This window comes from Roseibium sp. AWQ4_290, assembly GCF_056160985.1.
The window spans coordinates 251,632-278,356 of record NZ_JBSWYG010000001.1 but is presented as its reverse complement, the minus strand read 5'-3'; the positions used below and the strand labels follow the sequence as shown (position 1 = coordinate 278,356).

Here is a 26,725-nt window from a genome sequence, read left to right as displayed (position 1 = left end):
GATTCAGCTCAGCACAAAGTCCTGATCCGCATAGCCCTGTAGATAGAGAAGGGCGGTCAGGTCGCCATGGTCGACCCGGAAATCCGCAATCTCTGCCACAGCGGGTTTGGCGCGGTAGGCAATACCGGCACCGGCCCGCTCGATCATGGCCAGATCATTGGCCCCGTCGCCGACTGCCAGGGTCTGGGAAAAGTCCAGGCCTTGCTCTGCAACAAGCTCTTCGAGCCGGGCGCGTTTGGCGTCCCGGCCCAGAATGGGCTCTCCGACTTTGCCGGTCAGCTTGCCATTGTCTTCCAGAAGCGTGTTTGCGCGGTTCTCGTCAAAGCCGATCATGGCGGCAATGGCCTTGGTGAAATGGGTAAAGCCGCCAGAGACCAAGGCACAGTAAGCCCCGTTTGCCTTCATGGTCTGCACCAGTGTGCGGCCGCCGGGCATCAGTGTGATCCGGGAGCTGAGTACGGTTTCAATGGCGGAGACCGGAAGACCGGCCAAGAGGGCGACACGCTCCCGCAGGGCCGGTTCGAAATCGATTTCACCGCGCATGGCCCGTTCGGTGATGCCGGAGATCCGGTCCTTGAGGCCGAGTTCGGCCGCCAGCTCATCAATACATTCCTGGCGGATCATGGTGGAATCCATGTCGGCAATCAGCAGGCGCTTGCGCCGTGAGGCCTGTGGCTGCACAAAGACATCCACCGGAGCAGATCCCACGATTTCTCTCAAAGCTGCCGAGGCCATGCTTGCATCTTGCCCTGCAAAAGGGATATCGGCTGCAACACCGGGGCTGAGAACGGCCGCCTGTCCGCCTGCACCAAGGGCTGTTTGGGCCCGGCGGAGAAGATCCGCATCGACGGCGGGGGCAGTCGGGGTAGACACCAGAGTGGCAACAAGAGACATGAACAGATCCCAGGACAAAAAATGGACGCAGCCGCCAGGCCGCAGCGCCATTCTGATAGCCGGACCGACCGCCAGCGGCAAGTCCGCTTTGGCGCTGGACGTTGCGGCGGCCCTGGATGGTGTGATCGTCAATGCGGATTCCATGCAGCTTTACCGGGAGCTGCGGCTGGTCAGCGCCCGCCCGTCCGCTCAGGAAGAGGCGCGGGTGCCTCACCGGCTCTATGGCGTTCTGCCGGCCTCGACCGCCTTTTCCACCGGCGCCTGGCTGCGGCGGGCTCAGGAGGAGATCGAGACCATCTGGGCGGCGGCACAAACGCCGGTTCTGGTGGGCGGAACCGGCCTTTATTTCAAGGCCTTGACAGACGGCTTTGCCGACATGCCGCCGATCCCGCCTGCCATACGCGAAGAAGCCCGGAAGCTGGCCGAAGAGGAGGGCATCGCTGGTCTCAAGCAGGTGCTCAGCCAAGAAGGAGATGAACGGGCTGCAGCCGAGCTTGCCGATCCGCAGCGCCTTGCCCGGGCGCTGGAGGTGCTCAGGGCCACGGGTAAGCCATTGGCGCATTGGCAAGCCGCAGCCCAGTCCGGGCCGTTCCTGTCCCCAAAGGCTTGTATGTGTCTTGTTCTGGCGCCGCCAAGGGCTTGGTTGCACGACCGGATTGCCCAAAGAGCCAGGCTGATGCTGAGCGAAGACGGACTTGCCGAGGTGCGCGATCTTCTGGCCCAAAACCTGGACCCAGCCCTCCCGGCCATGCGGGCCATTGGTGTTGCGGAGATCGAGGCTTATCTCGCCGGGACTGCGGATCTTGAGGAAACGGCCGAGCGGCTGACTGTTGCGACGCGTCAGTATGCCAAGCGTCAGGAAACCTGGTTCCGCAACCAGATGTCCGCATGGCAACGGATTGATCCTTCTGGGGGAATCGATTTAGAAAACATTTTGGGGTCAAAGTGACACAAATCTGTCAACTTCTGGATGGTGCGGCGCAGCAGCGTATTTTTTCTTAACCTGTTGTTATTGCGTATATATTTTTGCCACTTTTCGGCATATACTTAAGATGGGTTTAAGGGTTATGCACTTTTAAATTGTGCTTTCCGTGGCCGGGATCAAGGAAATCAGGTGGTTTCCAGACAGGGATCGCCTGACCCGGTTGTAGCCTCATGAGGCTTGAGGGACAGACAAGCGCGGCCAGCAAGGCCGGCGGTCCGCAGAGGATGCCAAGTCAATAACTCTGAAGCTTGGGAGGAGTTCGGTGCAGACGATCTTTCTGGAATGCGGTTCCGTGCGTCTGGTTCCCTTGTCCAAGGGGGACATTGCTCTTGTAAAAAATCTTCACGCTGATCCCTTCGGCAACCGGTGTACAGATTTCTCCGGCGAGTGCCAGACGGCCGATGCCTCCGAGCTTGTGGCCTCGGCTCTTCAAACTCAGGCCGATTTGGGGTTCGCCAAATGGAAGGCTGTGTCTCAGGACGGTGCATTTCTGGGCTGGGCCGGGTTCACGCCGGTCAGCGAAACGTCTGAAATCAGCTTGAATTATTGCCTCTCGAACGAGGCACTGGAACAGGATGGGGACCTGGCCCCGCGCCTGTGCGCTGCCTTGACCGGCTGGTTTTTTGACAACACCTATTTCTCGCATCTTGTCGCTGTGGTGCGAACGGACAACCGGGATGTGCGCGAAGTGATGAAGGCGACCGGTTTTGCCCATCGGGAAAGCAAGGTGATTGAGGGCATGCAGGCGGATGTGTTCCAGCTGTTCAGCCCGTCCATGCAATCCTATCTGATGACGGCCTGATCCCAATCTCATTGGAGTGCGGACCGGTCCTCCGGCAATCGCAAAAATGTGCGGGCAGGGCTTGATCCTGCCCTCGGGCGCGGTATGGTTCTACGGCTTCCCTGTACCTTCCTTCCGGCGGTCCCCTTGACAGATATTCTCTTGCAAACCGCGCGGCTGCAGCTTGTGCCGTTCACGGCGGATGACTATCCGCTTTTGTCCAGATTGCACGCAGACCCGGAAGTCAACCGGTTCCTGTCGCCCGGCCGTTACCCGATGGCAGAGGATGAGGTGCACGAGCGCCTTGAAAAATATGTCGCCGATCATCTCCGGACAGGCTTCAGCAAATGGAAGGTTCTGACCCTGGACGGTACCTTTCTCGGCCGGGCCGGGGTGACCTATATGGCGGATCTTCAGGTCTACGAACTTGGCTACACCCTCATGCAGTCCGCCTGGGGCAAAGGCTACGCAACGGAGATCGCCCGCGGGCTGGTGCCGTGGTTTTTTGACAAGACCGATGAGACCTGCCTGATCGCCTATGCCTATTCGGACAACACCGCCTCCCGGCATGTGATGGAAAAGGCAGGGTTCCAGCATTGGTATGATGCTGAGCGGCACGGTGTTGCCTGCAGCTTTTACCGGATATTCCGGAAGGAAGCTGAAGTTTGAGGCGTACCGCGAAGGGGTGCTGCTCGCCAACTGAAATCGTCCGACGATTTCCATTCCAACAGTGATTCAATTGCAGGAGGCTTTAGAAAAAACGACTAGCACAGGTAGTTCCTGCTTCGTATCAGTTTAACTTTGACTGGCGGGAACCCAAACCTATGTCCACTGGAGTTTCCGAATGAGTAATGAACCAGCGTCTTCCGCGCAACCGATTGAGATCTACGATTGGTCTCCGGGCTGGTCCAAAAGATTTTGTCTAAAAGCAACGGCGATCCGCCAAACTTTGGGCGACCATGCTGTCCGCATCGACCATATCGGTTCTACATCAATCGAGGGTTTGGCTGCAAAGCCGATCATCGACATTCAGATTTCCCTTGCAGACTTCAAGCAAATCGAGTTTCTGACCGAGAGGATGGCAAACATCGGATACGTGTGGCGGTCATCCAATGCTGACTTGACGAAGCGTTATTTCCGAGAGCGCCCTGGTGATGAGCGTACCCATATCCATGTCCGTCAAATAGGAAGCTGGCACGAGCAATGGGCGCTTTTATTCCGTGACTACATGCGGAACCATGTAAAGGAGCACGCTCCATACGTAGAGTTAAAGCGAACGCTTGCCGTTCGGTATCGGAACAACAGGTCCGCCTACACCGAAGGTAAGGCGGATCACCTTTGGGCAATTATCCGACGCGCAGACCTTTGGGCGTCTGAGATAGGTTGGACGCCTAGCCTATCCGATGCGTAGCGTGAAGCTCAGGTTAGCTTTTTCGCAAATCGCTTGGGGTGTGATTTCGCCCACAGTCTGAACCGCCCCTATGTTCCGACTTTGTTTCAGCTTAACGTTGTTTGGCGGGAAACCAACGCTATGCTCGCCAACTGCCGCAAAACGTCAAGGGCCGCACATGCGGCCCTTTTTGTTTTGTCAGTTTTTGCTCAGCCGGTCTGACCGGCTTCCGGCCGCCTTCAGACAGCTTTCAGGGCGCCCGGATTGCTGGTCTGCTGGCGCAGGGCCAGCTTGTTCATGGCCGAAACATAAGCGCGGGCGGAGGCGACCAGGGTGTCAGTGTCTGCGCCTTTGCCGGTGGCAATCCGGCCGTCGGCTTCCAGGCGTACGGAGACTTCCGCCTGAGCGTCCGTGCCTTCGGTCACCGCATGTACCTGATAGAGCGACAGGGTGGCCTCGTGGGGTACGATGGCCTTGATGGCGTTGAAGGTTGCATCGACCGGGCCGTCGCCATTGGCTTCCTTGGTGATGTGCTGGCCGCCCACATCCATGGTCAGGATGGCTTTCTGCGGGCCGCCGGTACCCGCAATCACGGTCAGGGCAATGACCTTGGTGCTTTCGCCCAGAACGTTGATCTCATCCTCGACCAGCGCCTCGATATCCTCGTCATAGACGTGCTTCTTGCGGTCGGCGAGATCCTTGAAACGGCGGAAGGCATCCTGCAGGGCATTGTCGCCCAGCTCGTAGCCCAGTTCCTTCAATTTGTCTCGGAAGGCGTGACGGCCGGAATGTTTGCCCATGACGAGGGAGGTGGCTTTCACGCCGACATCTTCCGGCCGCATGATTTCATAGGTTTCGGCATTTTTCAGCATGCCGTCCTGGTGAATGCCGCTCTCATGGGCAAAGGCGTTCTTGCCGACAATCGCCTTGTTGTACTGGACGGCAAAGCCGGACGCACCTGCCACCATCTTCGAGGCGCGCACCATGAATTGCGGGTCGATCCCGGTGGTATATTGCAGCACATCCCCGCGGGTGCGGATCGCCATGACAATCTCCTCCAGCGCCGCATTGCCTGCGCGTTCCCCCAATCCGTTTATGGTGCATTCGATCTGACGGGCCCCTCCGGCGACACCGGCGAGCGAGTTGGCAACGGCCAGCCCCAGGTCGTCGTGGCAGTGTACGGAGAAGACCGCCTGGTCGCTGTTGGGGACCCGGGCGCGAATCTCTTCGAACATGGTCTTGTATTCGTCCGGAGTGGCATAGCCGACCGTATCCGGCAGATTGATGGTGGTCGCCCCGCATTTGATGGCAGCTTCCACACAGCGGCACAGATATTCGATCGGCGTACGGGTGGCGTCCATGGCGGACCATTCCACATCCTCGATCAGGTTACGGGCACGGGTCACCGTGTCGGTGATGATGTCCAGCACCTCGTCTTCCGACTTGTTCATCTGGAATTTCAAATGGATCGGGGAGGTGGAGACAAAGGTGTGAATGCGGCCGCGCTCGGCATGTCTGACGGCCTCGCCGCAGCGGTCGATATCTGCGTGGATCGCGCGGGCCAGCCCGGCAATAACCGAGGTTTTCGCCCGTTTGGCAATGGTGCTGACCGCTTCAAAGTCACCATTGGAGGCAATCGGGAAGCCGGCTTCGATGATGTCGACGCCCATATCGTCGAGAATTTCGGCAATCTGCAGCTTTTCTTCCAGCGTCATGGAGGCGCCGGGCGATTGCTCACCGTCGCGCAAGGTGGTGTCGAAGATGCGGATATGGTCGCTGGTGGTCGTCATGTCGTTTCGTCCCTGGCTTGGATCGGCATCCCTGGCCTTAGGGGCCATCGGTTTATGCGGCGCGATCCGGAATGCGTGATGCGTTTTTTTGAAGTCGCTCCCCTAAGTGCCCGTTCCGCGAAATCCATGCGGAGCAGCCGACGCTCAGGGGCATCTAAGAAGGAGGAGATCGCCAAGTAGAAGCAGCCCGCCGCGCAAGGACTGCGCGTCGAAATCAGAACCGGTAATGCCGCGTATCGCGATCATGGGTCTTGAACTGGGCCTTTGGTCGTCATCATGCCGTTTCAACCAGCCTAGACGCAAAAGCGTGAGCAGGTGGTTAACGGAGAATGTTCATACGGCAGGAGGTGGCCCGTTGCAACAGGGATTTTAAGTTTGCACCTGTGGCGCCGGATCCGTTTCTGTTGCTAGGGATTTCGCAGCACATCAGACAGAACACCTCGGACGCGGCTAGAACGCACTATTGGCGAATGCCAAAAAGTCCTGCTCTCAAACAAACAACTCGCCCCTTGCCACCAGGGCGGCCTGGCCGCCGATGCGCACCGCGTGCAGGCCGCCATTTTCGATGTCGATTTCCAGATCGATCAGCGACGGGCGGCCCATTTCAAAGCCCTGTTCAATGCGGATGTGATGGGTTCCGGCGGTCAGGCCGTCATAAAAATGCACGACGCCGGCAAAGGCGGCGGCGGCCGATCCTGTGGCCGGATCTTCCGGAATGCCCATGTCGGGCGCAAACAGGCGGGCATGGAACGCACTGTCATGAGACCGCGTTTCCCGGCAATAGATATAGGCGTCGTTATGCGCGTCCTGACCAAATCCGGCTTTCCATCTGGACATTACCGGTTTGGCCCGGGCCAGCGCATCCAGATCGCGCACGGGCACGAAATTGAACGGAGGCCCGACCCGGAAACGGGACGGGGCGTGGTTTTCAAAGCCGATATCGGACGGTTCCAGATCAAGCGCGGCGGCGATCAAGTCAATATTGTGGGTGGGCCCAGCCGGTTCCGGCAGGCTCGGCACATCGAACTCGGCAAAAGCGGCGGCGTTCTCGCGCAGGATGACGGCACAGCGCACGGTGCCGATCTCCTGTTTCAGGACAACGACTGCATCCTGTTCGCCGCTGACCTTGCCGAAACGCTCGGTCGCCAGCAAAATGGCGGTCCCGACCGTGGGATGGCCGGCAAAGGGTAGCTCCAGCTTGGGCGTGAAGATGCGCATGCTGGCGGATTGGCCGGGATTTTCCGGCGGGAAGACAAAGACGGTTTCCGACAGATTGAATTCACCGGCAATCTTCTGCATCTGCTCATCGCTCAAACCTTCGCAGTCCAGCACCACCGCCAGAGGGTTTCCGGCCAGGATTTGATTGGTGAACACATCCAAGATCGCGTAGCGGCGGCCCATATGTCTCTCCCTGAAGAAGTCTGTCTCACAAGATGGTGAGGTGAGCGGACTTTTGCATTTTAACGCAGCTCCCGCCAGCCCTTAGTCGTATGGGTTGGTGAACAAAAGATTGATCAGGGCAGGCGGGGGTTAATCGCCGTCCGGCCGCAAAAGATGCTCCGCCAGCTCGCGGGCGAAGGGGGCAATTGCCGGTGAGACAAGATCGTCCTTCCTGCGGAGAAGGACGATATCCGACAGCTCCTGTTCTTCCGACGCTTTGGAGTGGTCGAGGATCTTCTGGCGCAGGGCTGCGGCTGGTTCAGGACTGTCAAACACACGGGCAACGGAAATCCGGGCGCCGTCAAAGGCGATCAGCAACTGCCTCTTGCGCAGCCCGGCAGCGGTCTGACCGGTTTCTTCTTCCAGCTCCCGCTCGATTGCGCCGAGTATGTCGACCTTGCCGTCCGCCGTGACATCATTCAGATCTAGATTTCCCCCCGGCGGATAGATTTGACCGGCTGTCGCCGTATGGGGTGCCATCACGCCGTAAAGCAGGGCACCGTCCCGTGAGCGGATAATCGCAGAGCCGAAGAGATTGAAGGCTGTGGCGTCCGGCGCGCCCCAATCACGCCAGGTCAAGTGCGCCGCATAGCTGCTTTCGCTCAAAGTCCCCTCAAAGATCCCGTTCTTAAAGCGGTATCCCGTCAATTTCAGGGTGCGGCCGTTCCAAAGGAGAGCGATCTTTTTTTGCGCCTCGGCGAAATGGGCGGCAATTTCCGCTTCGTTGTCCTTCTCGAAGCGCCAGGGTGTATTCGTGCGGCGCAAGGTGATTTTGGAAAGGACATGGACGCCGCGCGTCAACAGCTTTTCCATCAGGGGAACGGCCTTGCCGGGCACCATCTCGCTGAGCCGGGTGGTGAGGGTCTGAAAGCCGTTCTGCTCATAAAAGCCGACCGCATGGGGATCGCTTTCCAGGGTCAGGCGGGCCAGCCTCTTGGCCCTCGCGGCATCTTCGGCCCTGGTGAGCAACAGATTGCCAATACCCCTGCCTTGAGCCTCAGGGGCAACAAACAGGAATTCAATGTGCAAGGTGCTCGCTTGCTGTTCGGCAACGCCGGAGAAGGCCACCGGATGCCCGTTCTGCTCGGCCACCGTCACCTCAAGGCTTTGCAGCGTGGCCGCTGTGATGCGCCAATCCGCCATGAACGCGGTCATCCTGTCCTCCGGATAGCCCCAGGAGGCTTTGGAGCGGCAAAGAATGTCCGTCAGACGCGGCGCATCGGCAAGGGTGGCAGGTCGAAGTTTGAGAGGCATGGGGAAACCGGATGTGACAGATGCCTAAGGCTTATCCGGAATATGTGAATGTTCCAAGGCAGAAAGAACGCCTGGGCCTTTGACACTGGACCGTTCCGAGCAGGCCGGTCCTTGCCAGTTTTAGGGCCAGTTTTAGGGCCAGTATTTAGGGCTGGTTTGAGAGCCTGTTTGAGGACACGTCTCGCAGGTCCGGCGCTTCTCAGGGCTTCGTGCGTAAACGTCCTGCGCGCAGTCCTTTCAGGACAACGCTTTAGCGGATGAAGGTGCCGTTCTGGAGTTCACTCACAGCCTGGATCAGTTCGTCGCGGGTGTTCATCACAATGGGGCCGTGCCAGGCAACGGGTTCCTTGATGGGGGCGCCTGAGACCAGCAGGAAACGGATGCCTTCGCTGCCCGCCTGGACCACGATCTCATCGCCGGTGCCGAAAATCACCAGCGTCCGGTCGCCGGTCTCGTCCCGGATCTTGAGCTCTTCGCCGCCAAATTCCTTCTCCGTCAACACGCCGAAGGGATTGGACGCGCCCTCAAAGGAGCCGGAGCCTTCAAAAATATAGGCGAAGGTCTGTTTGTAAGTGTCGACCTTGAAACGTTTTTTCTTGCCTGCCGGAACATGGATGTCGAGATATTGCGGCTCTGCGGCAATGCCGTCGACCGGGCCTCGCTTGCCCCAGAAATTGCCGCAGATGATCCTTGCCGAGGTGCCGTCATCGTCGGTCACGACGGGAATGTCCTTTGCCTCAACGTCCTGATAGCGCGGTTCGGTCATTTTCATGGAGGAGGGCAGATTGGCCCAGAGCTGAAAGCCATGCATGCGGCCACTGGCATCGCCCTTGGGCATTTCCTGATGCATGATGCCGCGCCCGGCGGTCATCCACTGGACGTCGCCCGCGCCCAGGTCGCCCTTGTTGCCGAGGCTGTCGCCATGTTCCACGGTTCCGGCCAGCACATAGGTGATGGTCTCAATGCCCCTATGGGGATGCCAGGGAAACCCGGCCAGATAGTCTTCGGGCCTCTCGTTGCGGAAATCGTCAAGCAGCAGAAACGGGTCCAGCATCTCCGGGTCCTGGAACCCGAAAACCCGTTCCAGCTTGACGCCGGCCCCTTCCAGGGTGGGCTGCGTAGCACCGATATGGGTGACCGGACGGATGGACATGGGCTTTGCTCTCGCTTGTGGAAGTCGTCGTTCAAAAGATAGCGTAACCCAGGTCAAAACCTAGCCGGGCCCCGACGAACGCAGTGTTTCGCCAGATGAAACAATGCCGTCTTGCCACAAGGGGCCGGATCTGCTTCGAAGACGGCCTTGCATCTTGCCGTCCGCCGGGCCACATGCGAGGTTGCCCGCCTGCTTGACCAGATGGTCGGTCAAACGCTTCAACCGGTTGATAGTTTATGGCTCCGATATTGTCTGTCACTGATCTGGAAAAAACCTATGACGGTGGGTTCCAGGCGCTGAAATCCGTGTCCCTGGACATTCATGAGGGGGAGGTGTTCGCGCTGCTCGGCCCGAACGGGGCGGGCAAGACCACGTTGATCAGCACCATTTGCGGTCTCGTGCAGCCTACCTCCGGCAGCATCACTGTGGGCGGATATGATGCGTTCAAGGAGTTCCGGGCCGCGCGCCGTCTGATCGGTCTGGTCCCCCAGGAAATGCCAACCGCTCCGTTTGAGATTGTCGGCGATACGGTTGCCTTCAGCAGGGGCCTTTTCGGGCTGCCGCCTGACCGCGAGCTGGTCGAGACTCTCCTCAAGGATTTGACGCTTTGGGACAAACGCAAGAACCCGATCATGTCCCTTTCCGGTGGCATGAAGCGCAGGCTGCTGGTGGCAAAAGCGCTGGCCCATGAACCGAAGATCCTGTTCCTGGATGAGCCGACTGCCGGTGTCGATGTGGAGCTGCGCCATGACATGTGGCGCATTGTGGGGGAACTGAAGGACAAGGGCGTCACCATCATCCTGACCACCCACTATATCGAGGAAGCCGAAGAAATGGCCGACCGGGTCGGGGTCATCAACAAGGGGGAGATCATTCTGGTCGAGAAGAAGGCGGAGCTGATGCGCAGTTTCGGACGCAAGGTGCTTCGCCTGCAGTTGACCGAGCCGCTAGACGGGCTTCCTGACAGCTTGTCAGCCTATGATCTGGCCCTGGAGGAGGCCGGCACCTGCCTGACCTATACCTATGACACCCGCGGGCCCCGCACCGGCATCACATCCTTGCTGGGGGATTTGTCGGCGGCCGGGGTCCGGTTCCAGGATCTTCAAACCCAACAGTCGACCCTTGAGGATATTTTTGTCGATCTCGTGAAGCAGGGATAAAGCGCCATGCACAAGATTTATTCCATCCGCAATGCGGTGCTTGAGGACCGGGACAGGCTGACGGATCTGTGTCTGCGGTCGAAACAGTCCAATGGCTATGAGGAGGCCTTCATGGCGCAATGCGTGGAGGAATTGCGGGTTCGGGACAGCTGGATCACCGAGGATGATTTCTGGCTGGCCGAGTCGGGTGAGGGCGATATGATCGGCTGCCTGCGCTTTTCCTCTGACGGACAGGGAACGGGGGAGCTTGAAACCTGTTTTGTCGATCCAGACTGGAAAGGCAAAGGCGTTGCCGCCGCCCTCTTCAAGCGGCTGCACGCCCGGGCGCTTGAACTTCGTGTTGCCCGGGTAGGTGTGGACTCTGATCCCTTTGCCGAAGGGTTTTACAGCAAGATGGGCTTTGAGACAGTTGGGCGGGTGCCCTCCGGTTCCATCCCCGGACGGACGCTGCCCAGAATGGAATTGATTTTGGAAGCCGGGCGGCCCACGTCGCCGGGCGACGCAAGGGGGCAAGGGCCGGAATGAATTTTGGTGCAATCAAGGCCATCTACATTTCCGAAATGGCCCGGACCAAACGCACGATTATGCAAAGCGTAATTTCGCCAGTCATTTCCACGGTGCTCTATTTTGTCGTGTTCGGTGCGGCCATTGGTTCGCGGATCTCCGAGGTGGACGGGGTCAGTTACGGAGCGTTTATCGTGCCGGGGCTGATCATGCTGTCGCTGATGACCCAGAGCCTGTCCAATGCGGCCTTCGGGATTTATTTTCCCCGCTTCACCGGCACGGTGTTTGAAGTCCTGTCGGCGCCGGTCTCGTATCTGGAAATCACGATCGCCTATGTGGGCGCAGCTGCGACCAAGTCTGTCCTGGTCGGGGTGATCATTCTCATTACAGCCACTTTCTTCGTTGACATTGAGATTCAACATCCGGTCTGGATGGTTGCCTTCTTCATGCTGACGGCGATTACCTTTGCCCTGCTCGGCTTTATCATCGGCATCTGGGCCGACAGTTTCGAAAAACTGCAATTCGTTCCTCTCCTGATTGTCACGCCGCTGGCCTTTCTTGGGGGCAGCTTCTATTCGATCAGAATGCTGCCGGAAATCTGGCAGACGGTGACAATGGCCAATCCGGTCGTCTATCTGATTTCCGGGTTCCGGTGGAGCTTCTACGGGCAGGCGGATGTGAGCCTGTGGCTGTCCTTGAGCGCGACCATGGTGTTTCTGGGTGGCTCGCTCGCCATTGTGCACTGGATTTTCAAGACGGGCTACCGGCTCAGGGCGTGAGTGTCTGCCAAGGGAAGTTTTATGGGGTCACAAACTTTATTGAAGAAAATCTGTGCGGTGCTGCTGGCGGTGTCCCTTGCAGCCTGCCAAACTGTTCAGGCTCCGCAGACCGGCGTGCAGTCCCCGGCAGAAGGGGTAGAGACCGCGCAGGTGGATGCCGCTCCGCTGCCGGTTGTGGCCTATGCGCCGTCAACTGCTGTTGAGCAAGGCTTTTCAGCGCTTGTGCTCAATGCTTCCACCGGTGAAGAACTTTATGCCGTTGAGCCTGATGCGCCGCGGTTCCCGGCGTCCCTGACCAAGATGATGACGCTCTATCTTCTGTTTGAAGCGGTTGCGGCCGGGCGCTATCAGCTCTCCTCGCCTTTGACTGTGTCCGCCAAGGCGGCCTCGCAGCCTCCGGCAAAGCTTGGCCTTACCGCCGGGTCCACCCTGACCGTGGAACAGGCGGCACGGGCGCTTGCGGTGAAATCGGCCAATGATGTTGGGATCACGGTGGCGGAGAACCTTGCGGGCAGCGAAGCGGCGTTTGCCCGTCTCATGACCCAGAAGGCGAAAGCGCTAGGCCTGACCCGCACCCGGTTTGTGAATGCGACCGGATTGCCCGATCCGGCTCAGGTGACCACGGCGCGGGATATGGCGAAGATGGGTCTGGCGCTCAAACAACGCTTTCCTCAATATGGATCCTATTACAGGGCCACTTCCTTCACGTATAACGGCCGCACCTTCCGGGCGACCAACAATCTCTTAGGCAAGGTCGCCGGGGTCGACGGTCTGAAGACCGGCTATATCCGCATGTCCGGCTACAATCTTGTTGCGACCGCCAAACGGGGCGGCAAGCGGTTGATTGTGGTGGTCATGGGCGGAAAGAGCGAGGCAGCGCGGGACAGGGAAGTGACAAGGCTGATTGAAGCCTATTCCTGATGGGCCCCGTGTGAGATCAGGGTCGGTCTCCTTTTCCTGCTGACATCGTTGGATCGCATTTGTGGTTGGGAAACACCACGGCGTGCAATCCGCCTCCTCAGCAGACAAAGGAATTCCGGTCAAATAGCTCATCATCAAGTGCGATTGGTATTAGCTGGCCGCAGGCTGCGGAATGGCAAAGGTGATGCAGTTGCGGCCTTTGCTCTTTGACCGGTAGAGGCTCTCATCGACGATCTGCAGGAGGTCGTCCATGACCAGGTGATGGCCGTCGCCGTGGTAGATCCCGGCCGATGCGGTCAGGCGGAACTCTTCCGGGGCAAAGTCGAATTGCAGCTCGGAGATGCGCTCGCGCAGCCGGTCAGCCACTTTGGCGGCGTTCTCCCGGGAGATATCGGGCAGCAGCACGGCGAATTCTTCCCCGCCCAGCCTTGCAAAACAATCGTCTTTTCTCAGCTGGGCGCGGGCGGCGGCGACAACCTTGACCAATGCGACATCGCCTGCCGGGTGGCCGAACCGGTCATTTACCTGCTTGAAGAAGTCCAGGTCAAAATGAACCAGGCCGAAGGTGCGCTTTTCCGGACCGTGGAGCAGCTCTTCCAGGCGGAGCTGGAACTCCCGCCGGTTAAAGGCGCCGGTCAGGGGGTCGCGGCGGGCGGCTTCCTTATGGCGCTGGGCCACCTGCTCGAAGGACAGCGCTGCGGAAAAGGCACCGGTCAGGCTGACAAACAGCATGGCGCTCATCAGGTGCAGATCCTGCATGCTGTCATTGATCATGCCGGGACCTGCCATGGCATCGCCGAACAGGCCGTGGAACAGCCGCAGCCCGCTGGCCGCCGCCAGAAAAAAGAAGGCCAGGACAAGACCGATCACCGAGATCAGCCCGTGGAAGCTGCGGGAGGTATAGGCCCTGATGGTCGCAATGCACAGGATCAGGAAAATGATGTTGCCGCCCACATAGGCAAGCGTGGCATTTGACAGGAGATAGGCCAGGATGCCGACCAGAAGATAGGCCACTGCCGGGGCGGCCACATCACTCAAGCGGGCAGGCAGGTGAGCCAGGACCTTTGCGGCATAAAGGTGCAGTGCAAAGCCGAGCAACAGTAGGCTGTTGGGCAGTATATAGGCTCCGGGGCCGGGCAGGACGCGCTCAAAGGCAAAGCAGACCAGGGCGGCCGCGAACAGTGCATTGGCACCCGCCCAGCTGCGCCAGTGAATGTTGGAGGTCGCGCGCAGGGACATCGCCTGAAAGGAGATGGCAAAGATCGACAGCAGAAGCAGATTTGCCGCAAAAAGCGTCAAGAGGTCCATTGAGACGCACTCCACACACTATTCGTCGAATTCGACTGGTAGGGCAGAGCTTATGTAGAAAACTTTTTAGATGCGTTAGATTTGATGCTGAGTTTTTCATCAAATTGTATTTGTGAGCGGAATGGGGCGAAAGTATCCCGCTAAAAAATATATCTAAGCTCGAGATAGCCTCGGGCGCCTTAAAAAAGGTTGAACGTCACTTTAGAAACTCAAGGGTATTAGACGAATTCAAGCCAATTTTCTCTAAAATGTGAAAATAAAATGAGAGAATCGGCCGGAACACTTGTTCCGGCCGACTCGACTCTGTGCGCGTTGCGCGCTTTAGTTCTTGGTCTTGTCGACCAGCGCGTTGGACTTGATCCACGGCATCATGCCGCGCAGCTTTTCGCCAACTTCCTCGATCTGGTGCGCGTCGTTCAGGCGGCGGGTGGCTTTGAACTTGGCGGCGCCAGCCCGGTATTCCTGCATCCAGTCGGAGGTGAACTTGCCGGTCTGGATGTCAGCCAGAACCCGCTTCATTTCCGCTTTGGTTTCGTCGGTCACGATGCGCGGGCCAGTGACATACTCACCCCATTCTGCCGTGTTGGAGATGGAGTAGTTCATGTTGGCAATGCCGCCTTCGTAGATCAGGTCCACGATCAGCTTCACTTCGTGCAGGCACTCGAAATAGGCCATTTCCGGTGCATATCCGGCTTCTACCAGGGTTTCGAACCCGGCGCGGATCAGTTCCACGAGACCGCCGCACAGAACAACCTGTTCGCCGAAGAGGTCGGTTTCGCACTCTTCCTTGAAGGTGGTTTCGATGATGCCGGACCGGCCGCCGCCAACACCGCTGGCATAGGACAGGCCGAGATCGAGGGCGTTGCCGGAGGCGTCCTGGTGGACGGCCACAAGGCAGGGGACACCGCCGCCTTTTTCATATTCGCCGCGCACCGTGTGCCCCGGGCCTTTCGGCGCGATCATCAGGACATCAACAGTGGATTTGGGTTCGATCAGGCCGTAATGCACGTTCAGGCCGTGGGCGAACGCAATGGCGGCGCCGTCGCGGATGTTGGCGGCAATGTGATCCTTGTAGATGTCGGCCTGCAGCTCGTCCGGCGTGGCCATCATCATCAGGTCGGCCCAGGCCGCAGCGTCGGCAACGGTCATCACCTTGAAACCGTCGGCTTCGGCCTTCAGGGCAGTGGTGGAGCCTTCGCGCAGGGCAACGGCAATCTCGGTGCAGCCGCTGTCCTTCAGGTTCATGGCATGGGCGCGGCCCTGGGAGCCGTAGCCGATGATGACAACTTTTTTGGATTTGATCAGGTTGAGATCAGCATCACGATCATAATAAACGCGCATGGGTTCCTTTCTCCCGTTTGCAGTCCGTTTCTTCTTGTCGCCCGTCCGGTCAATTGCGCCGGTCCGGTTGGCTCAAAGGGGCCAGCGGTCTGGCTGGCCCGAAAGGGGGCTAGGCGCCGAACAGCCGGTAAAAGCGGTTCACGGCGGTTTCAGCCTGGGACGCAAGATCCTGTTCGGCGGCGCTGGCGGTTTCTCCCAGCAGCAAACGCACATGCACATCGCGGATGGCGAGCCCGTACAACACCTGATAGGCGTCTTCGGCGTCCTCGAATTTCAAAAGGCCCCGGCGGCGGCCGCTTTCCAGCATGGCGCGGGCGCGGGCGGAAATCATGTGTTTGCCGCGCACAAGCAGCAGCTGACCCAGCCGGTTCGAATTGGTGTTCGATTGGCCGATGGACAGGCGGTTGAGCGCAAGCGACGTTTCGGAAAACAGAACGCCGAGCAGGGCTTCTGCGAAGGCGGTCACATGGGCGCGGAACGTGGCTGCATCCGCAGTCGCCCCGGCCTCGGAGGGAAACTGAACCTGGCTCGCCTGATAGGCAACAACGGCGGCCAGAAGGCCGTCCCGGTCACCGAACCATTTATAAAGGCTTTCCTTGGAACAGCTGGCAGTGCGGGCCAGCCCGGCCGTGGTCAGCGCCTTTTCCCCGCCTTCCACCAGCAGCGTCAATGCGTGTTGCAGCACCACCTGCTGGCGCGGCGAGAATTCCGGCGCAGCGTCATGGCGGGAGGTGGCAATGTCATAGGCGGCTGCTGGCATGGTCTTCCGGTTTGGTCGGGTCTGGATCTGAAAGCGTCTGAACCGTACGGTACGGTTCGGTCGAGGTTATGGCACCGGCGGGCAACGAGGTCAAGGGGGAAATGCCGGGAGGGACGTGTCTGGGCAAAGGGCTGGCCGCAGCGCATCTCTTTTCCAGGTGAAAGGATGTGCAAAGGCGCGGACACCGGTTCGCATTGCCATCCGTTGTCAGGACGGTTCCAGTTCCAACGCGTTGTTGCTGCCTCTGCGCCGGACTTGTTTTTCCTGCAAAAGTTCAGTTCTTCGGGCGCGGGAGCGGGCGGATTGTTTCGCTGAACCGATCGGTATAAAAACGGGCCTGTAGTATCTGCCTAATACCCAAACCATGCCATTGCCTGCTACAATCCTGTGATCGCGGTTGCAGAACGGGAGGTTTGGCATGGGCGCGAAGATCCTGATGATCACCGGGGATTTCACCGAGGACTACGAGACCATGGTGCCGTTTCAAGCGCTGATTGCCATGGGACACAGCGTGGATGCGGTTTGCCCGGGCAAGGCCGCAGGCGAAACAGTTGCGACCTGCATCCACGATTTTGAAGGCGACCAGACCTATACCGAAAAGCGCGGTCATAACTTCACGCTCAACGCGACCTTCGCCGATATGGACGTGGCCAGCTATGACGCATTGGTCATTCCCGGGGGCAGGGCTCCGGAATATCTACGACTTGAGGCCGGGGTTCTGGATGCGGTAAGACATTTCATGGAGACGGGCAAACCGGTGGCTGCCATCTGCCACGGTGCCCAGATCCTGACCGCAGCTGGTGGTCTTGAAGGCCGCACCGTGTCCGCCTATCCGGCTTGCCGCCCGGAAGTAGAACTGGCCGGTGCAACTTATGCAGAGATTGCGCTTGATGCGGCGGTGACGGATGGCAACCTGATCACCGCCCCGGCCTGGCCCGCACATCCGGCCTGGCTGGCCCAGTTTCAATCGGTCGTGGCCGGGGTACAGGCCAAGGCAGCAGCCTGACCGTTTAGATCTCACCGATCTGCCAGGACGAAGGTCTTCCCGCAATTCAGGCCTCTGGCAGGCTACGGTTCCCCACCCGAGACCATCTGATCTCGGGTGGGGTTTTTCTTTGGCGCCAGAGGGGCGCACGATGCGCTAAAGTTGAGGATTAAGGCATCGCAGCGCCTTTTGTGCCCTGTTGTGGTAAGACGGAACGTGGCATTGGATACTTAGAGTTGTCCTAAATGTGCAAAAACGCTGTTCCGGAGACCGAAATGTGCAAGTTATTTGTCGAAGCCGACCCGGCCTGGTGGGAAAGCAGCACGAAATCCGTCCGCATTGGCGGCATGGTAACCTCTGTCCGGTTGGAGGCCTTTTTCTGGAAAGTGCTGGAAGAGATTGGCGCGCGGGACAGCCTGAATGTGCCGCAGCTTATTGCCCGCCTGCACCAGGAAAGCATTGAGGCCGGGCACGATTTGGGCAATTTTGCCAGCTTCCTGCGCGTGTGCTGCGGACGCTTCCTGGCGCTTCAGCTCTCCGGTGATGTGCCGGCGGATTCCAGCCTGCCGATTGCCGGGCTGGATGCGGACAAGATCCTGGAGGCCGAACAGGCCATGCATTGAACCGGAACGCATTTCCGTGGCATTTCCGGTTTGAGTCTGTAAACCGGAAAGTAGGTGGTCCACGATCTGCTTCGACGGCTCTTCCCATGGCGCGGCCCCGGCCCGGGAAGGCATTTCTTGTCTGATGGTAGAATACTGTTCTTGAGCGCTCGAGCCTGCATCGAAGACGACAGAGGGCTCCAGATCTGCTGAGATCTTCACATGTCAAGCATGTCTGCCACATGCCTACCAAGGGCCAGAGCGGATGTGAGGCCCGGAGATTCGATGCCGTAAAGTGCGATCAGGCCACTAAGACCGTGGGTCTTGGGACCATCGATGCGGAAGTCGGCCGCACGGGTGCCGGGGCCGGTGATCTTGGGCCGCAGGCCGGAATAGTCGGGCATAAGAGAACCGTCCGGCAGATCCGGCCAATAGGTGCGGATAGCCGTATAAAACCTCTCTCCCCGGGCCGGATCAACGGCATAATCCGTGTCCTCGACCCATTCCACATCCGGGCCGAAGCGGGCTTGGTTCTGGAGATCCAGCGTTAGGTGAATGCCAAGGCCGCCAGGTTCAGGCGCGGGATAAATGAGATGGGAAAAGGGGGCCTTGCCCTGCAATTTGAAATAGTTGCCTTTTGCGCGCCAGGCACGGGGCGGCTCAGCGCCGGGAAGTTGCGCCATCAGACCCGGGGCGCCATGTCCGGCGGAGACGATCAGCTCGCGGCAGGTGAGGGCGGTTCTGACCCCGTCAGGGTTTGCAACAGTCAGGCGGTATCCGTCCGCATCCGCTTCCAGCCCGGTGACCGTGCTGTTCAGCACCACCTGTCCGCCATGGGCTTCCAGCCCCCCCTGAAGAGCCAGCATGAAGCCGTGGCTGTCGACAATCCCTGTTGAGGGGGACCATAATGCGCCGCAGCCGGACAGGGCCGGTTCACGCTCCGCCAGCCGGGCCTGGTCATGGAACTCCAGATCTGTCAGGCCATTGGCTTCAGCTTTCAGCTGGAGCTGCGCCAGCTCTGGTAACTGGCTCTGCGTTGCCGCTACGATCAGCTTGCCGATGCGTTTGTGGGCAACGCCGTTTTCCGCGCAGAAGGCATAAAGCTGGTGTTTGCCCTCCACGCAGAGCCGCGCCTTCAGGCTGCCTGCCGGATAATAGATCCCCGCATGGATGACTTCGGAATTGCGGGCACTGGTTTCCGAGCCGATCAGGCCGTGCTGTTCCAGCACCATGACCTCACGGCCGCGCAGGGCCAGGTCCCGGGCGATGGCAAGGCCCACCACGCCAGCGCCGATGATGAGAGTTTCAATATCAGGCATGTTCTGTGCCCGTGCTCAAAAGAGGGACATGGGTCAAGCCAGGGCAGCTTACACCCTGAGCACCGCCCCGGCCTTGCGCCGGGGTCTGCTTTGGCGCCGTCGCACCAGGGTCCCGGATCAGGTCCGGGACGGCACGAAAAGTTCCCGGATCAGGTCCGGGACGGCACGGAAAGCTCCCGGATCAGGTCCGGGAGGGCGGAGCGGGGGGCAAGCATTCTGCTTAGCCCCACCATTTTTCCGGTTCGAAGGCACCGGCTGCGTCCTCGATCACTTGCCCGGCCTGGAACAGGGTGCTTTCGTCAAAGGGTTTGCCGATGAGCTGCAGGCCGAGGGGCAGGCCGTCCTTGTCGAGACCGGCGGGCACGGAAATGCCCGGCAACCCGGCCATGTTGACTGTCACGGTGAAAATGTCGTTGAGATACATTTTTACCGGGTCCGCATGAAGATCCTGATCGGCAACGCCGAAGGCGGCCGAGGGGGTGGCCGGGGTCAGGATCGCATCGACCCCGTTCTGCCAGGCGAGCTCGAAGTCGCGCTTGATCAGGGTGCGCACCTTCTGGGCCTTCAGGTAATAGGCGTCATAATAGCCGGCGGACAGAACATAGGTTCCGATCATAACACGCCGTTTGACCTCGTCGCCAAAGCCTTCTGCGCGGGTGTTTTCATACATCTCGACAATGTCCTTGCCGGGCACGCGCAGGCCGTAGCGCACGCCGTCATAGCGGGCAAGGTTCGAAGAGGCTTCAGCCGGGGCCACGATGTAGTAGGCGGGCAGGGCGTATTTGGTGTGCGGCATGGTGATTTCGACGATCTCTGCCCCCGCATCCTTCAGCCAATCCATGCCCTTTTGCCAAAGGTCTTCGATTTCGCCGGGCATGCCATCCATCCGGTATTCCTTTGGAATGCCGATCTTCAGGCCTTTGACGGACTTGCCGATGGCAGCTTCATAGTCCGGCACCTCGATATCCACCGACGTCGTGTCTTTCGGATCGACGGAGGCCATTGATTTCAGAAGGATCGCGCTGTCGCGCACCGTGTGTGCAATCGGCCCAGCCTGATCGAGCGAGGAGGCAAAGGCGACAATGCCCCAGCGGGAGCAGCGGCCATAGGTGGGTTTGATACCGACCGTGCCGGTGAAGGCAGCTGGCTGGCGGATGGAACCTCCGGTGTCGGTGGCGGTGGCACCCATGCACAGGCGCGCTGCAACGGCCGTGGCAGACCCGCCAGAGGAACCGCCCGGCACCAGATCCTGATTGGAGCCGGTCTTGCGCCAGGGGTTGATCACATCACCATAATAGGAGGTCTCGTTGGAGGAGCCCATGGCGAACTCGTCCATGTTGAGCTTGCCGAGCATGACGGCCCCATCGGCAAACAGGTTGCTGGTGACTGTGGATTCATAGGCTGGTTTGAACCCGTCCAGAACGTGGCTGCAGGCCTGGGTGTGCACGCCCTTGGTGGCGAACAGGTCCTTGATGCCAAGCGGAATGCCCTCAAGCGCGCCGCCATCGCCCTTGGCTAGCTTCGCGTCGGAGGCCTTGGCCATGTTGCAGGCCTGATCCCCGGTGACCGCCACATAGGCGTTGAGCTGAGAATTGGCCGCCTCGATGTTGCCAAGAAAGGCCTCGGTCAGTTCAAGCGAGGTGTAGTCCTTGTCTTTCAGGCCCTTCCGGGCCTCGGCGATGGTGAGTTTGGTCAGATCGGTCATGATGTGATCTCTTTGTCCGCGACAAGCGGTTTTGAATAGAAAATGGAATAGGGACTGTCTGGATAGTCAAGCACCGGGCCGCATCGGGTGAAACCTGCGCGCTCGTAAACCCGCCATGCGGCATGGAGCGTTGCACCGGTCTCAAGGACCGCTTGCCTGAAGTTCTCCTGCTCGGCTTGCAGCAGAAGCCTCTCCAGTATCCTGCCGGCAAGCCCGTTGCCCTGATAGCCGGGTCTGGTGAACATGCGTTTGACTTCGGCAATGCCACCGCCATGCCGGTGGAGAGCACCGCAAGCCGCTGCTTCTCCTTTGACACGGGCGACAAAAACGGTGGTCTGCTCGCCAGCCATTTCTTCTGCCGTCATCTGAAAGCAGAATTCTGGCGGCGAAGTCCCCGCAAGCGCCTCATTGAGTTCTGCAATCAGGGCGCGCACGTCCTCAGACAAAGGGCTTTCTATGGCTATGGTGGCGGCTGTGCCGGTCATGTGACTTCAGCTCATTCAACCACCTTCGGCACCATGAAGAAGTGGTCTTCTGAGGCCGGGGCGTTCAGGGTGATGTCATCGGCCTTGTTGCCGTCGGTGACCCCATCGGCGCGTTTTTTCATGGTCTGCTCGACCACGGAGGTCATCGGCTCGACGCCGGCAATGTCCACTTCGTCAAGCTGTTCGACAAAGCCTAAAATGGCATTCAGTTCGCCGGTCATACGGGTGGCGTCGTCGTCGCTCACCTTGATGCGGGCCAGCCGGGCAACACGTTTCACCGTATCGGTATCAACAGACATGTTTTCCTCATTTTCTGAAGGCGGCAGTGGTCATCCTGCAGAACGACATCTGCCGTGAAGATCGCTCCTCTTTGCCGCGCTCAAGCCGCAGATGCAACCCCGGTGGCTTGCCAGCGTCCCGCTTTTCAGATAATACGGTTATCACTAGTACCGTAATATGAGTGTCGCCATGACCCAGCATGTTTCTTCACCACGTCCCCTGCCTCTGGTGGCCATTGTCTATCTTGCTTTCGAGCCTGCCTGGCTGGCGCTGTCCAGGCCGGAGCGCACCCAATATGCGGCGGCGATCGCGGGGATCGTGGCGCGCCATCCGGAGGTCACCCTGGAATGGGTTGATGCCGATGCGATGTCCGGCCAGTTTTCCGATTTTGTGATTTGCCGCTTTTCCGATATGCGCGCCTATCATCACCTTTGGGAGGAACTGCGCGACACGGAGATCTTCGCACGGCCCTTTGCCCGGATCGTCAGAGTCTCCACTGGCATTACCGATGGCTTCAAGGACTATGAAGACGCACTTGCGGCGGCACATCCCGGCAATGCCTGAACACATGCGCGGGCTGGCGGGACGGCCACAAGAAGAACGGGTGACGGCAGCGCTGCTTGAAGCAACGCTTTCAGAACTTGCGGAGAAGGGTGTCGGCAAGACAACCATTGCCGCGATTGCAGCCAGGGCACACACCAGCAAACAGGCGGTCTACCGCCGGTTTTCGGACAAGGCCGCGTTGATCGCCGCCGCCGTCGAACAGGCGCTCGCCCGGGCCAATCCATCGCCCCCTCAACGTGGCAGCGTGGCGCAGGACCTGCGGCAGTGCCTTGCCAACACCGTCTCGGCCCTGCAGGAAACCCCGCTTGGCGGGGCCATCCGGGCGCTGGTGCCCTACCGGGAAGACCCGGCCTTTGCCGCCGTTCTGGACGAGGCGGAGGCGAACCGGCGGCTGATTTTGCGCCAGATCTTTATCGCTACGCCCTTTGAAGCGGATATGGAAACCCGGATCGACCTGCTGCTGGGGCTGATCTATTTCCGCCTGCTGCTGCGCTCCCAACCGGTGGAGGCGGGGGACATTGAGACGGCCGTCGATCTGGTTCTGGGGCTGGTGGCGCCGAGAGATCCGCTCCATTCCGGGTTTCCAGGCACATGAAGACAGTGGTGCCCAGGCTGTTCACGCAATCTATCGCAGCAGTTGCGCCTCTGTGATCAAAGGTTATTGGCACTGGGACCGTGCAATCGACATCTTCTCCATAGAAAGGGGCCGGTCGCGCCTCTGGGGTTCCAAAAAGGGAGTGTGTCATGCCGCTTTATACGTCCAAATCTGTTCTTCTCGGGCTTACCGTCCTGTTCTCCGTCACCGGCTTTGCCGTTCAGGCTGATGAAATCACCACCTTCACCAAAAGCGGGGCTGCCATTGGCGGCACGGATCCGGTGGCCTATTTCACGCAAGGCAAACCGGTTGCTGGTACCGATGCGTTCACGGTTCAGTATGATGATGTAACCTGGAAATTCTCCAGCGCTGAAAACCGCGACAAGTTCGCTGCCGATCCGGCCAAATATGCGCCCCAATATGGCGGTTTCTGCGCCTTTGGCGCGGCCATGGGTTTCAAGGTGCCGGTCGTTCCGGAAGCCTGGTCGATTGTGGATGGCAAGCTTTATCTCAACAACTCGCTCACCGTTCAGGAACGCTTCGAGCAGGATGTTCCCGGCCATATCAAAAACGCGACCTTGAATTGGGAAATCATCAAGGACAAGAAACCGGAAGATCTGAAAGAACCGATAATCCGCAACTGATCACGTGACTGACCGGGTTAAGGGCCCGCCCTTTGGACGGGCCCGTGGGCGGCGCTTCAGCGCGCCGGGCCTGGCGTTCCGGTTGCGTCTTTCTCTCTTTTCTGCCGCCTCGGTCTTCCATTTTGGCCTCGTCATCGCTAAATCCTGAAGAACATCTTCAGATTTTGAAAGGGCTTTGCCGTGGCTGTCCGTCCGAAACGCCGTCCCCGCTTCCTGACCGTGAAGGAAGCCCGTTTTCTCAGCGCTCACATGATCCGGGTGACTTTTGCAGGGCCGGAGCTGGAAGGGTTTCCGCTGAAACATGAAGGGGCGAATTGCAAATTGATCCTGCCCCGGGATGGGGAAAGCCGGGAGGATTTCGAGGCCTATTGGGCCCCTGAAGGCCCGGAAGAGAAGGTGCATCCGGTGCGTACCTACACCGTCCGCTCCTTCCGGCCGGAAACGCTGGAACTGGATATCGACTTTGTCGCCCATGGGGATGAAGGCCCGGCGACCCGCTGGGCGCAGCGGGCCAGGGCCGGCTCGTTTCTCGGCTTTCTCGGCCCAAGCCAGCCCAAACTCACCGAGTTTTATGCGGATTGGTATCTGGTTGCAGCGGATCTTTCCGCCATGCCGGTGGCTGAGGCAACCCTTGAAGCCTTGCCGGAGGATGCGTGCGGGGTTGCCGTTTTTGAGGTGCCGTCAGAAGGCGATATCCGCAGCATTGCCGCTCCGAAGGGCATTGAGATCTCATGGCTGATCCATGAGGAGGTGCATGAGCCATCCACAGCCCAGCTGGCATTTGTGGAGGCGCTGGACTGGCGTGACGGGGTGGTTCAGACCTGTATCGCAGGGGAAAGTTCGGTGATCCGGGCGCTGAGGGACCATCTTCACAATGACCGTAAGGTTCCCAAGAAGGACACCTATATTTCCGGCTACTGGAAAATCGGTCTTGTGGAAGACGAGCATCAGAAGATGAAACGGGCCGAGGCCGCTTGAGTGCGCGTGCGGCCATGTTCTGAACCGGTCCCTGTTCCTGAAACGAGCGGGGCAGGGATCCACGCGTGCGCCGGGGTCACACGGCGCGTTGCAACCCCTTGTCTGGAAGGCCTGGGGAGGTGAAGCGGCCCGGGTGCTTTTCAATGCCGCAGAAATAGACCATCAGACCCGTGCCCGCTGCAGGCAGAAGAAAACTCAAATACCAGAGCCCGCTTCTGCCCGACTCCCGCAGCCGGTTGAGACAGCTGCACAGGTTCATGTAGAGCATGGCCAGCAGGGTGGAGAAGATGCCCGCATTTTCCGCCGGACTGCGCCCGCCGCTTACAGCCACCGGGTCGGCAAAGAGAAACACGGTGACCATCAGTCCCAGAAATGCCGTCATAAAGATGACGATCTGAGAAAACCACCAGGTGCGGCGTCGAATTTTGCCATAGGCCGGATTGAGCAGTGCAAGCATAGGTGTCTCCCTCGCCTGTTCTCTATAATCCCTTGTGTTTAAATAGTCACTTAAATCTTATTGTTAATTTTACCATCGTCTGTATTGGTGGTGTTGCTTTTTACGTTGCTTGAGGTGCCGTCAGCGGCTTGCGGCCGCGAGTGCCGAGCCGAAGCCGACAAAAAGCCCGCCAGTGACCCGCCGGACCCAGCGGATGCGCCGGGCGGAGGTGAGAAACCGGCGCAGGTGGCTGCCCGCAAAGGCTATGGCCGCATGGTTGGCAAAACACAGGCTGGCATAGGTGAAGGACAGGATGGCGGTTTCGGTGAAGTCAATCGTCCGGGCGTGCATGAACTGAGGAAACAGCGCGGTGATCACCAAAATGGCTTTCGGGTTGGTGACCGATACAAGAAACGCTTCAAGGAAGAGTTTCCAGCTGCTCTTGCGCTGATTTGAGCCGGTTGCTGTGGCTTCAAAGCTGGATGCATCCCGCCAGACCTTGATGCCGAGATAGATCAGATAGGCCGCCCCGATGAATTTCAGCACAGTGAACGCCAGTGCCGAGGTGGCCATCAGGGCGCCGAAGCCGAACGCCACCGCATAGCCGATCACCACCAGCCCGGCCGCATTCCCGGTCGCGGAGGCGAGTGTTGCATTGCGGCCGAAGCGGAGCGTGTTGGAAATGGCCAGCATCACGCCTGGGCCAGGGCTGATCGCGGGCAGAAGAGACACGGCAACAAAGACGAGCCAAAGGTCGAAGGGCATGGATCGGCATCCTGAAACGGGCTGAGGATGGAGAGGGGAAACGCGGAAGGACCGGACTTTGACGGCGTGCTGGGCGGGGATGAGGCCCGGAACAGGAAGAGATCCCGTGAGGAAAGAGCTCAGATTTCTCCCATGGCTTTGCGGAACCGGGAGACGCTTGCGGCAAAGCCATGGATCAGCGCATCGGCGGTAAAGCCGTGGCCGATGGACATTTCTCGGATGAAGGGCACCTTGCCGATCAGCGCCGGAATGTTCTCAACCGTCAGGTCATGGCCTGCATTGACCCCAAGGCCGCAGGTCTGGGCAGCTTCTGCCGTTGCCACCACTTTGGCCAGTTCCTGTCCGGCCCGGGCCGTATCATCATGGCAGGCACCGTAGGGGCCGGTATAGATTTCGATCCGCTCGGCCCCGAGCCGGGCGGCCTGTTCCGGGGCGGCCGGGTCCGGATCACAAAAGAGCGAGACGGTCACCGCCCATTCCTTGGCAGCGGCGATGGCGGTTTCAAGCCTGGCGGTGTCCCCGGAAAAGTCCCAGCCATGATCGGACGTGCTCTGGTCCGGATCATCCGGGACGAACAGGACCTGTTCCGGCCTGGCCTCTTCTACCAGTTTTATGAAATCATCCGACGGATAGCCTTCCAGGCAGAGTTCCTTGTTGGGGAAACGCTCTTCGATCAGTTCCGACAGGTCGAAGACATCGGCTTTGCGGATGTGGCGCTCATCGGGCCGGGGGTGAACGGTAATGCCCTTTGCGCCCGCTTCCATAGCAAGTGCGGCAAGGCCGGTTACGCTCGGCCAGGGCAGGTCACGGCGGTTGCGCAGCATGGCGACAGCATTGACATTCACGGAAAGACGCGAGGCGGCAGACATGGCAAAGGGTCCGGTTGGGCGGTTTATTTTTTGAGTCAA

29 protein-coding genes are annotated in these 26,725 nt (G+C 59.4%); 14 read left to right on the top strand and 15 right to left on the bottom strand.

Features of this window, described 5'->3' with window-relative positions; genetic code table 11:
• Window positions 1-3: 3 nt before the first annotated feature.
• Window positions 4-894 carry a phosphoserine phosphatase SerB gene (serB, locus tag ACXAH0_RS01250; protein WP_475188484.1) on the bottom strand — a complete coding sequence of 297 codons (891 nt, stop codon included), beginning with the start codon at window positions 892-894 and terminating at the stop codon, window positions 4-6.
• Here serB and miaA point away from each other — a divergent pair.
• The 4 genes from miaA (at window position 893) to ACXAH0_RS01230 (ending at window position 4,071) form a co-directional block, all read left to right on the top strand.
• Window positions 893-1,843 carry a tRNA (adenosine(37)-N6)-dimethylallyltransferase MiaA gene (miaA, locus tag ACXAH0_RS01245; protein ID WP_475172423.1) on the top strand — a complete coding sequence of 317 codons (951 nt, stop codon included), beginning with the start codon at window positions 893-895 and terminating at the stop codon, window positions 1,841-1,843. The genes serB and miaA overlap by 2 nt on opposite strands.
• Before the next feature lie 298 nt (window positions 1,844-2,141).
• Window positions 2,142-2,681, top strand: a complete 540-nt coding sequence (locus ACXAH0_RS01240; RefSeq protein WP_475172425.1) for a GNAT family N-acetyltransferase — start codon at window positions 2,142-2,144, stop codon at window positions 2,679-2,681.
• A 126-nt stretch (window positions 2,682-2,807) separates the two neighbouring features.
• Window positions 2,808-3,329, top strand: coding sequence for a GNAT family N-acetyltransferase (locus ACXAH0_RS01235; protein WP_475188482.1), 522 nt, complete (start codon window positions 2,808-2,810; stop codon window positions 3,327-3,329).
• Window positions 3,330-3,504: 175 nt separating this feature from the next.
• Window positions 3,505-4,071, top strand: a complete 567-nt coding sequence (locus tag ACXAH0_RS01230) for a GrpB family protein (protein WP_475188479.1) — start codon at window positions 3,505-3,507, stop codon at window positions 4,069-4,071.
• Window positions 4,072-4,289: 218 nt separating this feature from the next.
• Here the strand turns inward: ACXAH0_RS01230 and ACXAH0_RS01225 are convergent, their stop codons facing one another.
• From ACXAH0_RS01225 to ACXAH0_RS01210, 4 genes are all read right to left on the bottom strand, one after another.
• Window positions 4,290-5,840 carry a 2-isopropylmalate synthase gene (locus tag ACXAH0_RS01225; protein ID WP_475188475.1) on the bottom strand — a complete coding sequence of 517 codons (1,551 nt, stop codon included), beginning with the start codon at window positions 5,838-5,840 and terminating at the stop codon, window positions 4,290-4,292.
• A gap of 489 nt (window positions 5,841-6,329) precedes the next feature.
• Entirely contained in the window at window positions 6,330-7,241 is a 912-nt protein-coding gene (locus ACXAH0_RS01220) for a PhzF family phenazine biosynthesis protein (RefSeq protein ID WP_475172432.1), read from the bottom strand.
• A gap of 129 nt (window positions 7,242-7,370) precedes the next feature.
• Window positions 7,371-8,534: a GNAT family N-acetyltransferase gene (locus tag ACXAH0_RS01215; RefSeq protein WP_475188472.1), complete on the bottom strand. Its 1,164-nt coding sequence runs from the start codon at window positions 8,532-8,534 to the stop codon at window positions 7,371-7,373.
• Window positions 8,535-8,784: 250 nt separating this feature from the next.
• The gene (locus tag ACXAH0_RS01210; protein ID WP_475172437.1) at window positions 8,785-9,687 is read right to left on the bottom strand and encodes a pirin family protein; all 903 of its coding nucleotides are present in this window, start codon (window positions 9,685-9,687) and stop codon (window positions 8,785-8,787) included.
• Window positions 9,688-9,923: 236 nt separating this feature from the next.
• On the opposite strand from ACXAH0_RS01210, the gene ACXAH0_RS01205 reads away from it, so the two are divergent.
• From ACXAH0_RS01205 to ACXAH0_RS01190, 4 genes are read left to right on the top strand one after another with little or no spacing between them, the layout of a single operon-like run.
• Window positions 9,924-10,847: an ABC transporter ATP-binding protein gene (locus tag ACXAH0_RS01205; protein WP_475172439.1), complete on the top strand. Its 924-nt coding sequence runs from the start codon at window positions 9,924-9,926 to the stop codon at window positions 10,845-10,847.
• Window positions 10,848-10,853: 6 nt separating this feature from the next.
• Window positions 10,854-11,372, top strand: a complete 519-nt coding sequence (locus ACXAH0_RS01200) for a GNAT family N-acetyltransferase (protein ID WP_475188470.1) — start codon at window positions 10,854-10,856, stop codon at window positions 11,370-11,372.
• Window positions 11,369-12,130, top strand: coding sequence for an ABC transporter permease (locus ACXAH0_RS01195; protein ID WP_475188467.1), 762 nt, complete (start codon window positions 11,369-11,371; stop codon window positions 12,128-12,130). Before ACXAH0_RS01200 ends, ACXAH0_RS01195 begins: the two co-directional genes overlap by 4 nt.
• Before the next feature lie 21 nt (window positions 12,131-12,151).
• Window positions 12,152-13,051: a D-alanyl-D-alanine carboxypeptidase family protein gene (locus tag ACXAH0_RS01190; RefSeq protein ID WP_475188465.1), complete on the top strand. Its 900-nt coding sequence runs from the start codon at window positions 12,152-12,154 to the stop codon at window positions 13,049-13,051.
• A gap of 150 nt (window positions 13,052-13,201) precedes the next feature.
• Here ACXAH0_RS01190 and ACXAH0_RS01185 read toward each other — a convergent pair whose 3' ends face one another.
• The 3 genes from ACXAH0_RS01185 to ACXAH0_RS01175 all read right to left on the bottom strand — a co-directional run bounded on the left by ACXAH0_RS01185 (window position 13,202) and on the right by ACXAH0_RS01175 (window position 16,460).
• On the bottom strand, window positions 13,202-14,359 hold the full coding sequence (locus ACXAH0_RS01185) for a GGDEF domain-containing protein (protein ID WP_475188462.1): 1,158 nt from the start codon (window positions 14,357-14,359) through the stop codon (window positions 13,202-13,204).
• Window positions 14,360-14,680: 321 nt separating this feature from the next.
• Window positions 14,681-15,700 (bottom strand): ketol-acid reductoisomerase, encoded by a 1,020-nt coding sequence (ilvC, locus tag ACXAH0_RS01180; RefSeq protein ID WP_475172451.1) that lies wholly within the window; start codon window positions 15,698-15,700, stop codon window positions 14,681-14,683.
• 109 nt (window positions 15,701-15,809) lie between these two features.
• Window positions 15,810-16,460 (bottom strand): TetR/AcrR family transcriptional regulator, encoded by a 651-nt coding sequence (locus ACXAH0_RS01175; RefSeq protein ID WP_475172452.1) that lies wholly within the window; start codon window positions 16,458-16,460, stop codon window positions 15,810-15,812.
• Window positions 16,461-16,878: 418 nt separating this feature from the next.
• Between ACXAH0_RS01175 and ACXAH0_RS01170 the strand changes: the two genes are divergently transcribed.
• Together ACXAH0_RS01170 and ACXAH0_RS01165 are read left to right on the top strand one after the other, a co-directional pair.
• Window positions 16,879-17,466, top strand: a complete 588-nt coding sequence (locus tag ACXAH0_RS01170) for a DJ-1/PfpI family protein (RefSeq protein ID WP_475172455.1) — start codon at window positions 16,879-16,881, stop codon at window positions 17,464-17,466.
• Window positions 17,467-17,720: 254 nt separating this feature from the next.
• Window positions 17,721-18,068 (top strand): ribbon-helix-helix domain-containing protein, encoded by a 348-nt coding sequence (locus ACXAH0_RS01165; RefSeq protein ID WP_475188461.1) that lies wholly within the window; start codon window positions 17,721-17,723, stop codon window positions 18,066-18,068.
• 197 nt (window positions 18,069-18,265) lie between these two features.
• On the opposite strand, the gene ACXAH0_RS01160 is transcribed toward ACXAH0_RS01165, so the two are convergent.
• From ACXAH0_RS01160 to gatC, 4 genes are all read right to left on the bottom strand, one after another.
• The gene (locus ACXAH0_RS01160) at window positions 18,266-19,366 is read right to left on the bottom strand and encodes an NAD(P)/FAD-dependent oxidoreductase (protein WP_475188460.1); all 1,101 of its coding nucleotides are present in this window, start codon (window positions 19,364-19,366) and stop codon (window positions 18,266-18,268) included.
• Between the two features lie 220 nt (window positions 19,367-19,586).
• Window positions 19,587-21,071, bottom strand: a complete 1,485-nt coding sequence (gene gatA, locus ACXAH0_RS01155; protein ID WP_475172462.1) for an Asp-tRNA(Asn)/Glu-tRNA(Gln) amidotransferase subunit GatA — start codon at window positions 21,069-21,071, stop codon at window positions 19,587-19,589.
• Window positions 21,068-21,556, bottom strand: a complete 489-nt coding sequence (locus ACXAH0_RS01150) for a GNAT family N-acetyltransferase (protein ID WP_475188458.1) — start codon at window positions 21,554-21,556, stop codon at window positions 21,068-21,070. The genes gatA and ACXAH0_RS01150 overlap by 4 nt, the downstream gene beginning before the upstream one ends.
• Before the next feature lie 11 nt (window positions 21,557-21,567).
• Entirely contained in the window at window positions 21,568-21,855 is a 288-nt protein-coding gene (gatC, locus tag ACXAH0_RS01145) for an Asp-tRNA(Asn)/Glu-tRNA(Gln) amidotransferase subunit GatC (protein WP_475172467.1), read from the bottom strand.
• A gap of 169 nt (window positions 21,856-22,024) precedes the next feature.
• On the opposite strand from gatC, the gene ACXAH0_RS01140 reads away from it, so the two are divergent.
• The 4 genes from ACXAH0_RS01140 to ACXAH0_RS01125 all read left to right on the top strand — a co-directional run bounded on the left by ACXAH0_RS01140 (window position 22,025) and on the right by ACXAH0_RS01125 (window position 24,616).
• Complete coding sequence (locus tag ACXAH0_RS01140) at window positions 22,025-22,399, top strand: darcynin family protein (protein ID WP_475188457.1); 375 nt, start codon at window positions 22,025-22,027, stop codon at window positions 22,397-22,399.
• Window positions 22,392-22,994, top strand: coding sequence for a TetR-like C-terminal domain-containing protein (locus tag ACXAH0_RS01135; RefSeq protein ID WP_475188453.1), 603 nt, complete (start codon window positions 22,392-22,394; stop codon window positions 22,992-22,994). The genes ACXAH0_RS01140 and ACXAH0_RS01135 overlap by 8 nt, the downstream gene beginning before the upstream one ends.
• A gap of 149 nt (window positions 22,995-23,143) precedes the next feature.
• Window positions 23,144-23,638, top strand: a complete 495-nt coding sequence (locus ACXAH0_RS01130; protein ID WP_475172472.1) for a YHS domain-containing (seleno)protein — start codon at window positions 23,144-23,146, stop codon at window positions 23,636-23,638.
• A 180-nt stretch (window positions 23,639-23,818) separates the two neighbouring features.
• Complete coding sequence (locus ACXAH0_RS01125; RefSeq protein WP_475188450.1) at window positions 23,819-24,616, top strand: siderophore-interacting protein; 798 nt, start codon at window positions 23,819-23,821, stop codon at window positions 24,614-24,616.
• Window positions 24,617-24,692: 76 nt separating this feature from the next.
• On the opposite strand, the gene ACXAH0_RS01120 is transcribed toward ACXAH0_RS01125, so the two are convergent.
• The 3 genes from ACXAH0_RS01120 to ACXAH0_RS01110 form a co-directional block, all read right to left on the bottom strand.
• On the bottom strand, window positions 24,693-25,073 hold the full coding sequence (locus ACXAH0_RS01120) for a DUF805 domain-containing protein (protein ID WP_475188448.1): 381 nt from the start codon (window positions 25,071-25,073) through the stop codon (window positions 24,693-24,695).
• A 120-nt stretch (window positions 25,074-25,193) separates the two neighbouring features.
• A complete protein-coding gene (locus tag ACXAH0_RS01115; protein ID WP_475172478.1) occupies window positions 25,194-25,817 on the bottom strand; it encodes a LysE family translocator in 624 nt (207 codons plus the stop codon).
• 119 nt (window positions 25,818-25,936) lie between these two features.
• A complete protein-coding gene (locus ACXAH0_RS01110) occupies window positions 25,937-26,686 on the bottom strand; it encodes a pyridoxine 5'-phosphate synthase (protein WP_475188446.1) in 750 nt (249 codons plus the stop codon).
• Window positions 26,687-26,725: the final 39 nt, after the last annotated feature.

Excerpts from the sequence above, each read along its gene's own strand:
- miaA (WP_475172423.1), top strand. The coding sequence starts at position 893 with ATGAACAGATCCCAGGACAAAAAATGGACGCAGCCGCCAGGCCGCAGC.
- serB (WP_475188484.1), bottom strand. The coding sequence starts at position 894 with ATGTCTCTTGTTGCCACTCTGGTGTCTACCCCGACTGCCCCCGCCGTC.
- ACXAH0_RS01230 (WP_475188479.1), top strand. The coding sequence starts at position 3,505 with ATGAGTAATGAACCAGCGTCTTCCGCGCAACCGATTGAGATCTACGAT.
- ACXAH0_RS01225 (WP_475188475.1), bottom strand. The coding sequence starts at position 5,840 with ATGACGACCACCAGCGACCATATCCGCATCTTCGACACCACCTTGCGC.
- ACXAH0_RS01220 (WP_475172432.1), bottom strand. The coding sequence starts at position 7,241 with ATGGGCCGCCGCTACGCGATCTTGGATGTGTTCACCAATCAAATCCTG.
- ACXAH0_RS01215 (WP_475188472.1), bottom strand. The coding sequence starts at position 8,534 with ATGCCTCTCAAACTTCGACCTGCCACCCTTGCCGATGCGCCGCGTCTG.
- ACXAH0_RS01210 (WP_475172437.1), bottom strand. The coding sequence starts at position 9,687 with ATGTCCATCCGTCCGGTCACCCATATCGGTGCTACGCAGCCCACCCTG.
- ACXAH0_RS01205 (WP_475172439.1), top strand. The coding sequence starts at position 9,924 with ATGGCTCCGATATTGTCTGTCACTGATCTGGAAAAAACCTATGACGGT.
- ACXAH0_RS01200 (WP_475188470.1), top strand. The coding sequence starts at position 10,854 with ATGCACAAGATTTATTCCATCCGCAATGCGGTGCTTGAGGACCGGGAC.
- ACXAH0_RS01195 (WP_475188467.1), top strand. The coding sequence starts at position 11,369 with ATGAATTTTGGTGCAATCAAGGCCATCTACATTTCCGAAATGGCCCGG.
- ACXAH0_RS01190 (WP_475188465.1), top strand. The coding sequence starts at position 12,152 with ATGGGGTCACAAACTTTATTGAAGAAAATCTGTGCGGTGCTGCTGGCG.
- ACXAH0_RS01185 (WP_475188462.1), bottom strand. The coding sequence starts at position 14,359 with ATGGACCTCTTGACGCTTTTTGCGGCAAATCTGCTTCTGCTGTCGATC.
- ilvC (WP_475172451.1), bottom strand. The coding sequence starts at position 15,700 with ATGCGCGTTTATTATGATCGTGATGCTGATCTCAACCTGATCAAATCC.
- ACXAH0_RS01175 (WP_475172452.1), bottom strand. The coding sequence starts at position 16,460 with ATGCCAGCAGCCGCCTATGACATTGCCACCTCCCGCCATGACGCTGCG.
- ACXAH0_RS01170 (WP_475172455.1), top strand. The coding sequence starts at position 16,879 with ATGGGCGCGAAGATCCTGATGATCACCGGGGATTTCACCGAGGACTAC.
- ACXAH0_RS01165 (WP_475188461.1), top strand. The coding sequence starts at position 17,721 with ATGTGCAAGTTATTTGTCGAAGCCGACCCGGCCTGGTGGGAAAGCAGC.
- ACXAH0_RS01160 (WP_475188460.1), bottom strand. The coding sequence starts at position 19,366 with ATGCCTGATATTGAAACTCTCATCATCGGCGCTGGCGTGGTGGGCCTT.
- gatA (WP_475172462.1), bottom strand. The coding sequence starts at position 21,071 with ATGACCGATCTGACCAAACTCACCATCGCCGAGGCCCGGAAGGGCCTG.
- ACXAH0_RS01150 (WP_475188458.1), bottom strand. The coding sequence starts at position 21,556 with ATGACCGGCACAGCCGCCACCATAGCCATAGAAAGCCCTTTGTCTGAG.
- gatC (WP_475172467.1), bottom strand. The coding sequence starts at position 21,855 with ATGTCTGTTGATACCGATACGGTGAAACGTGTTGCCCGGCTGGCCCGC.
- ACXAH0_RS01140 (WP_475188457.1), top strand. The coding sequence starts at position 22,025 with ATGACCCAGCATGTTTCTTCACCACGTCCCCTGCCTCTGGTGGCCATT.
- ACXAH0_RS01135 (WP_475188453.1), top strand. The coding sequence starts at position 22,392 with ATGCCTGAACACATGCGCGGGCTGGCGGGACGGCCACAAGAAGAACGG.
- ACXAH0_RS01130 (WP_475172472.1), top strand. The coding sequence starts at position 23,144 with ATGCCGCTTTATACGTCCAAATCTGTTCTTCTCGGGCTTACCGTCCTG.
- ACXAH0_RS01120 (WP_475188448.1), bottom strand. The coding sequence starts at position 25,073 with ATGCTTGCACTGCTCAATCCGGCCTATGGCAAAATTCGACGCCGCACC.
- ACXAH0_RS01115 (WP_475172478.1), bottom strand. The coding sequence starts at position 25,817 with ATGCCCTTCGACCTTTGGCTCGTCTTTGTTGCCGTGTCTCTTCTGCCC.
- ACXAH0_RS01110 (WP_475188446.1), bottom strand. The coding sequence starts at position 26,686 with ATGTCTGCCGCCTCGCGTCTTTCCGTGAATGTCAATGCTGTCGCCATG.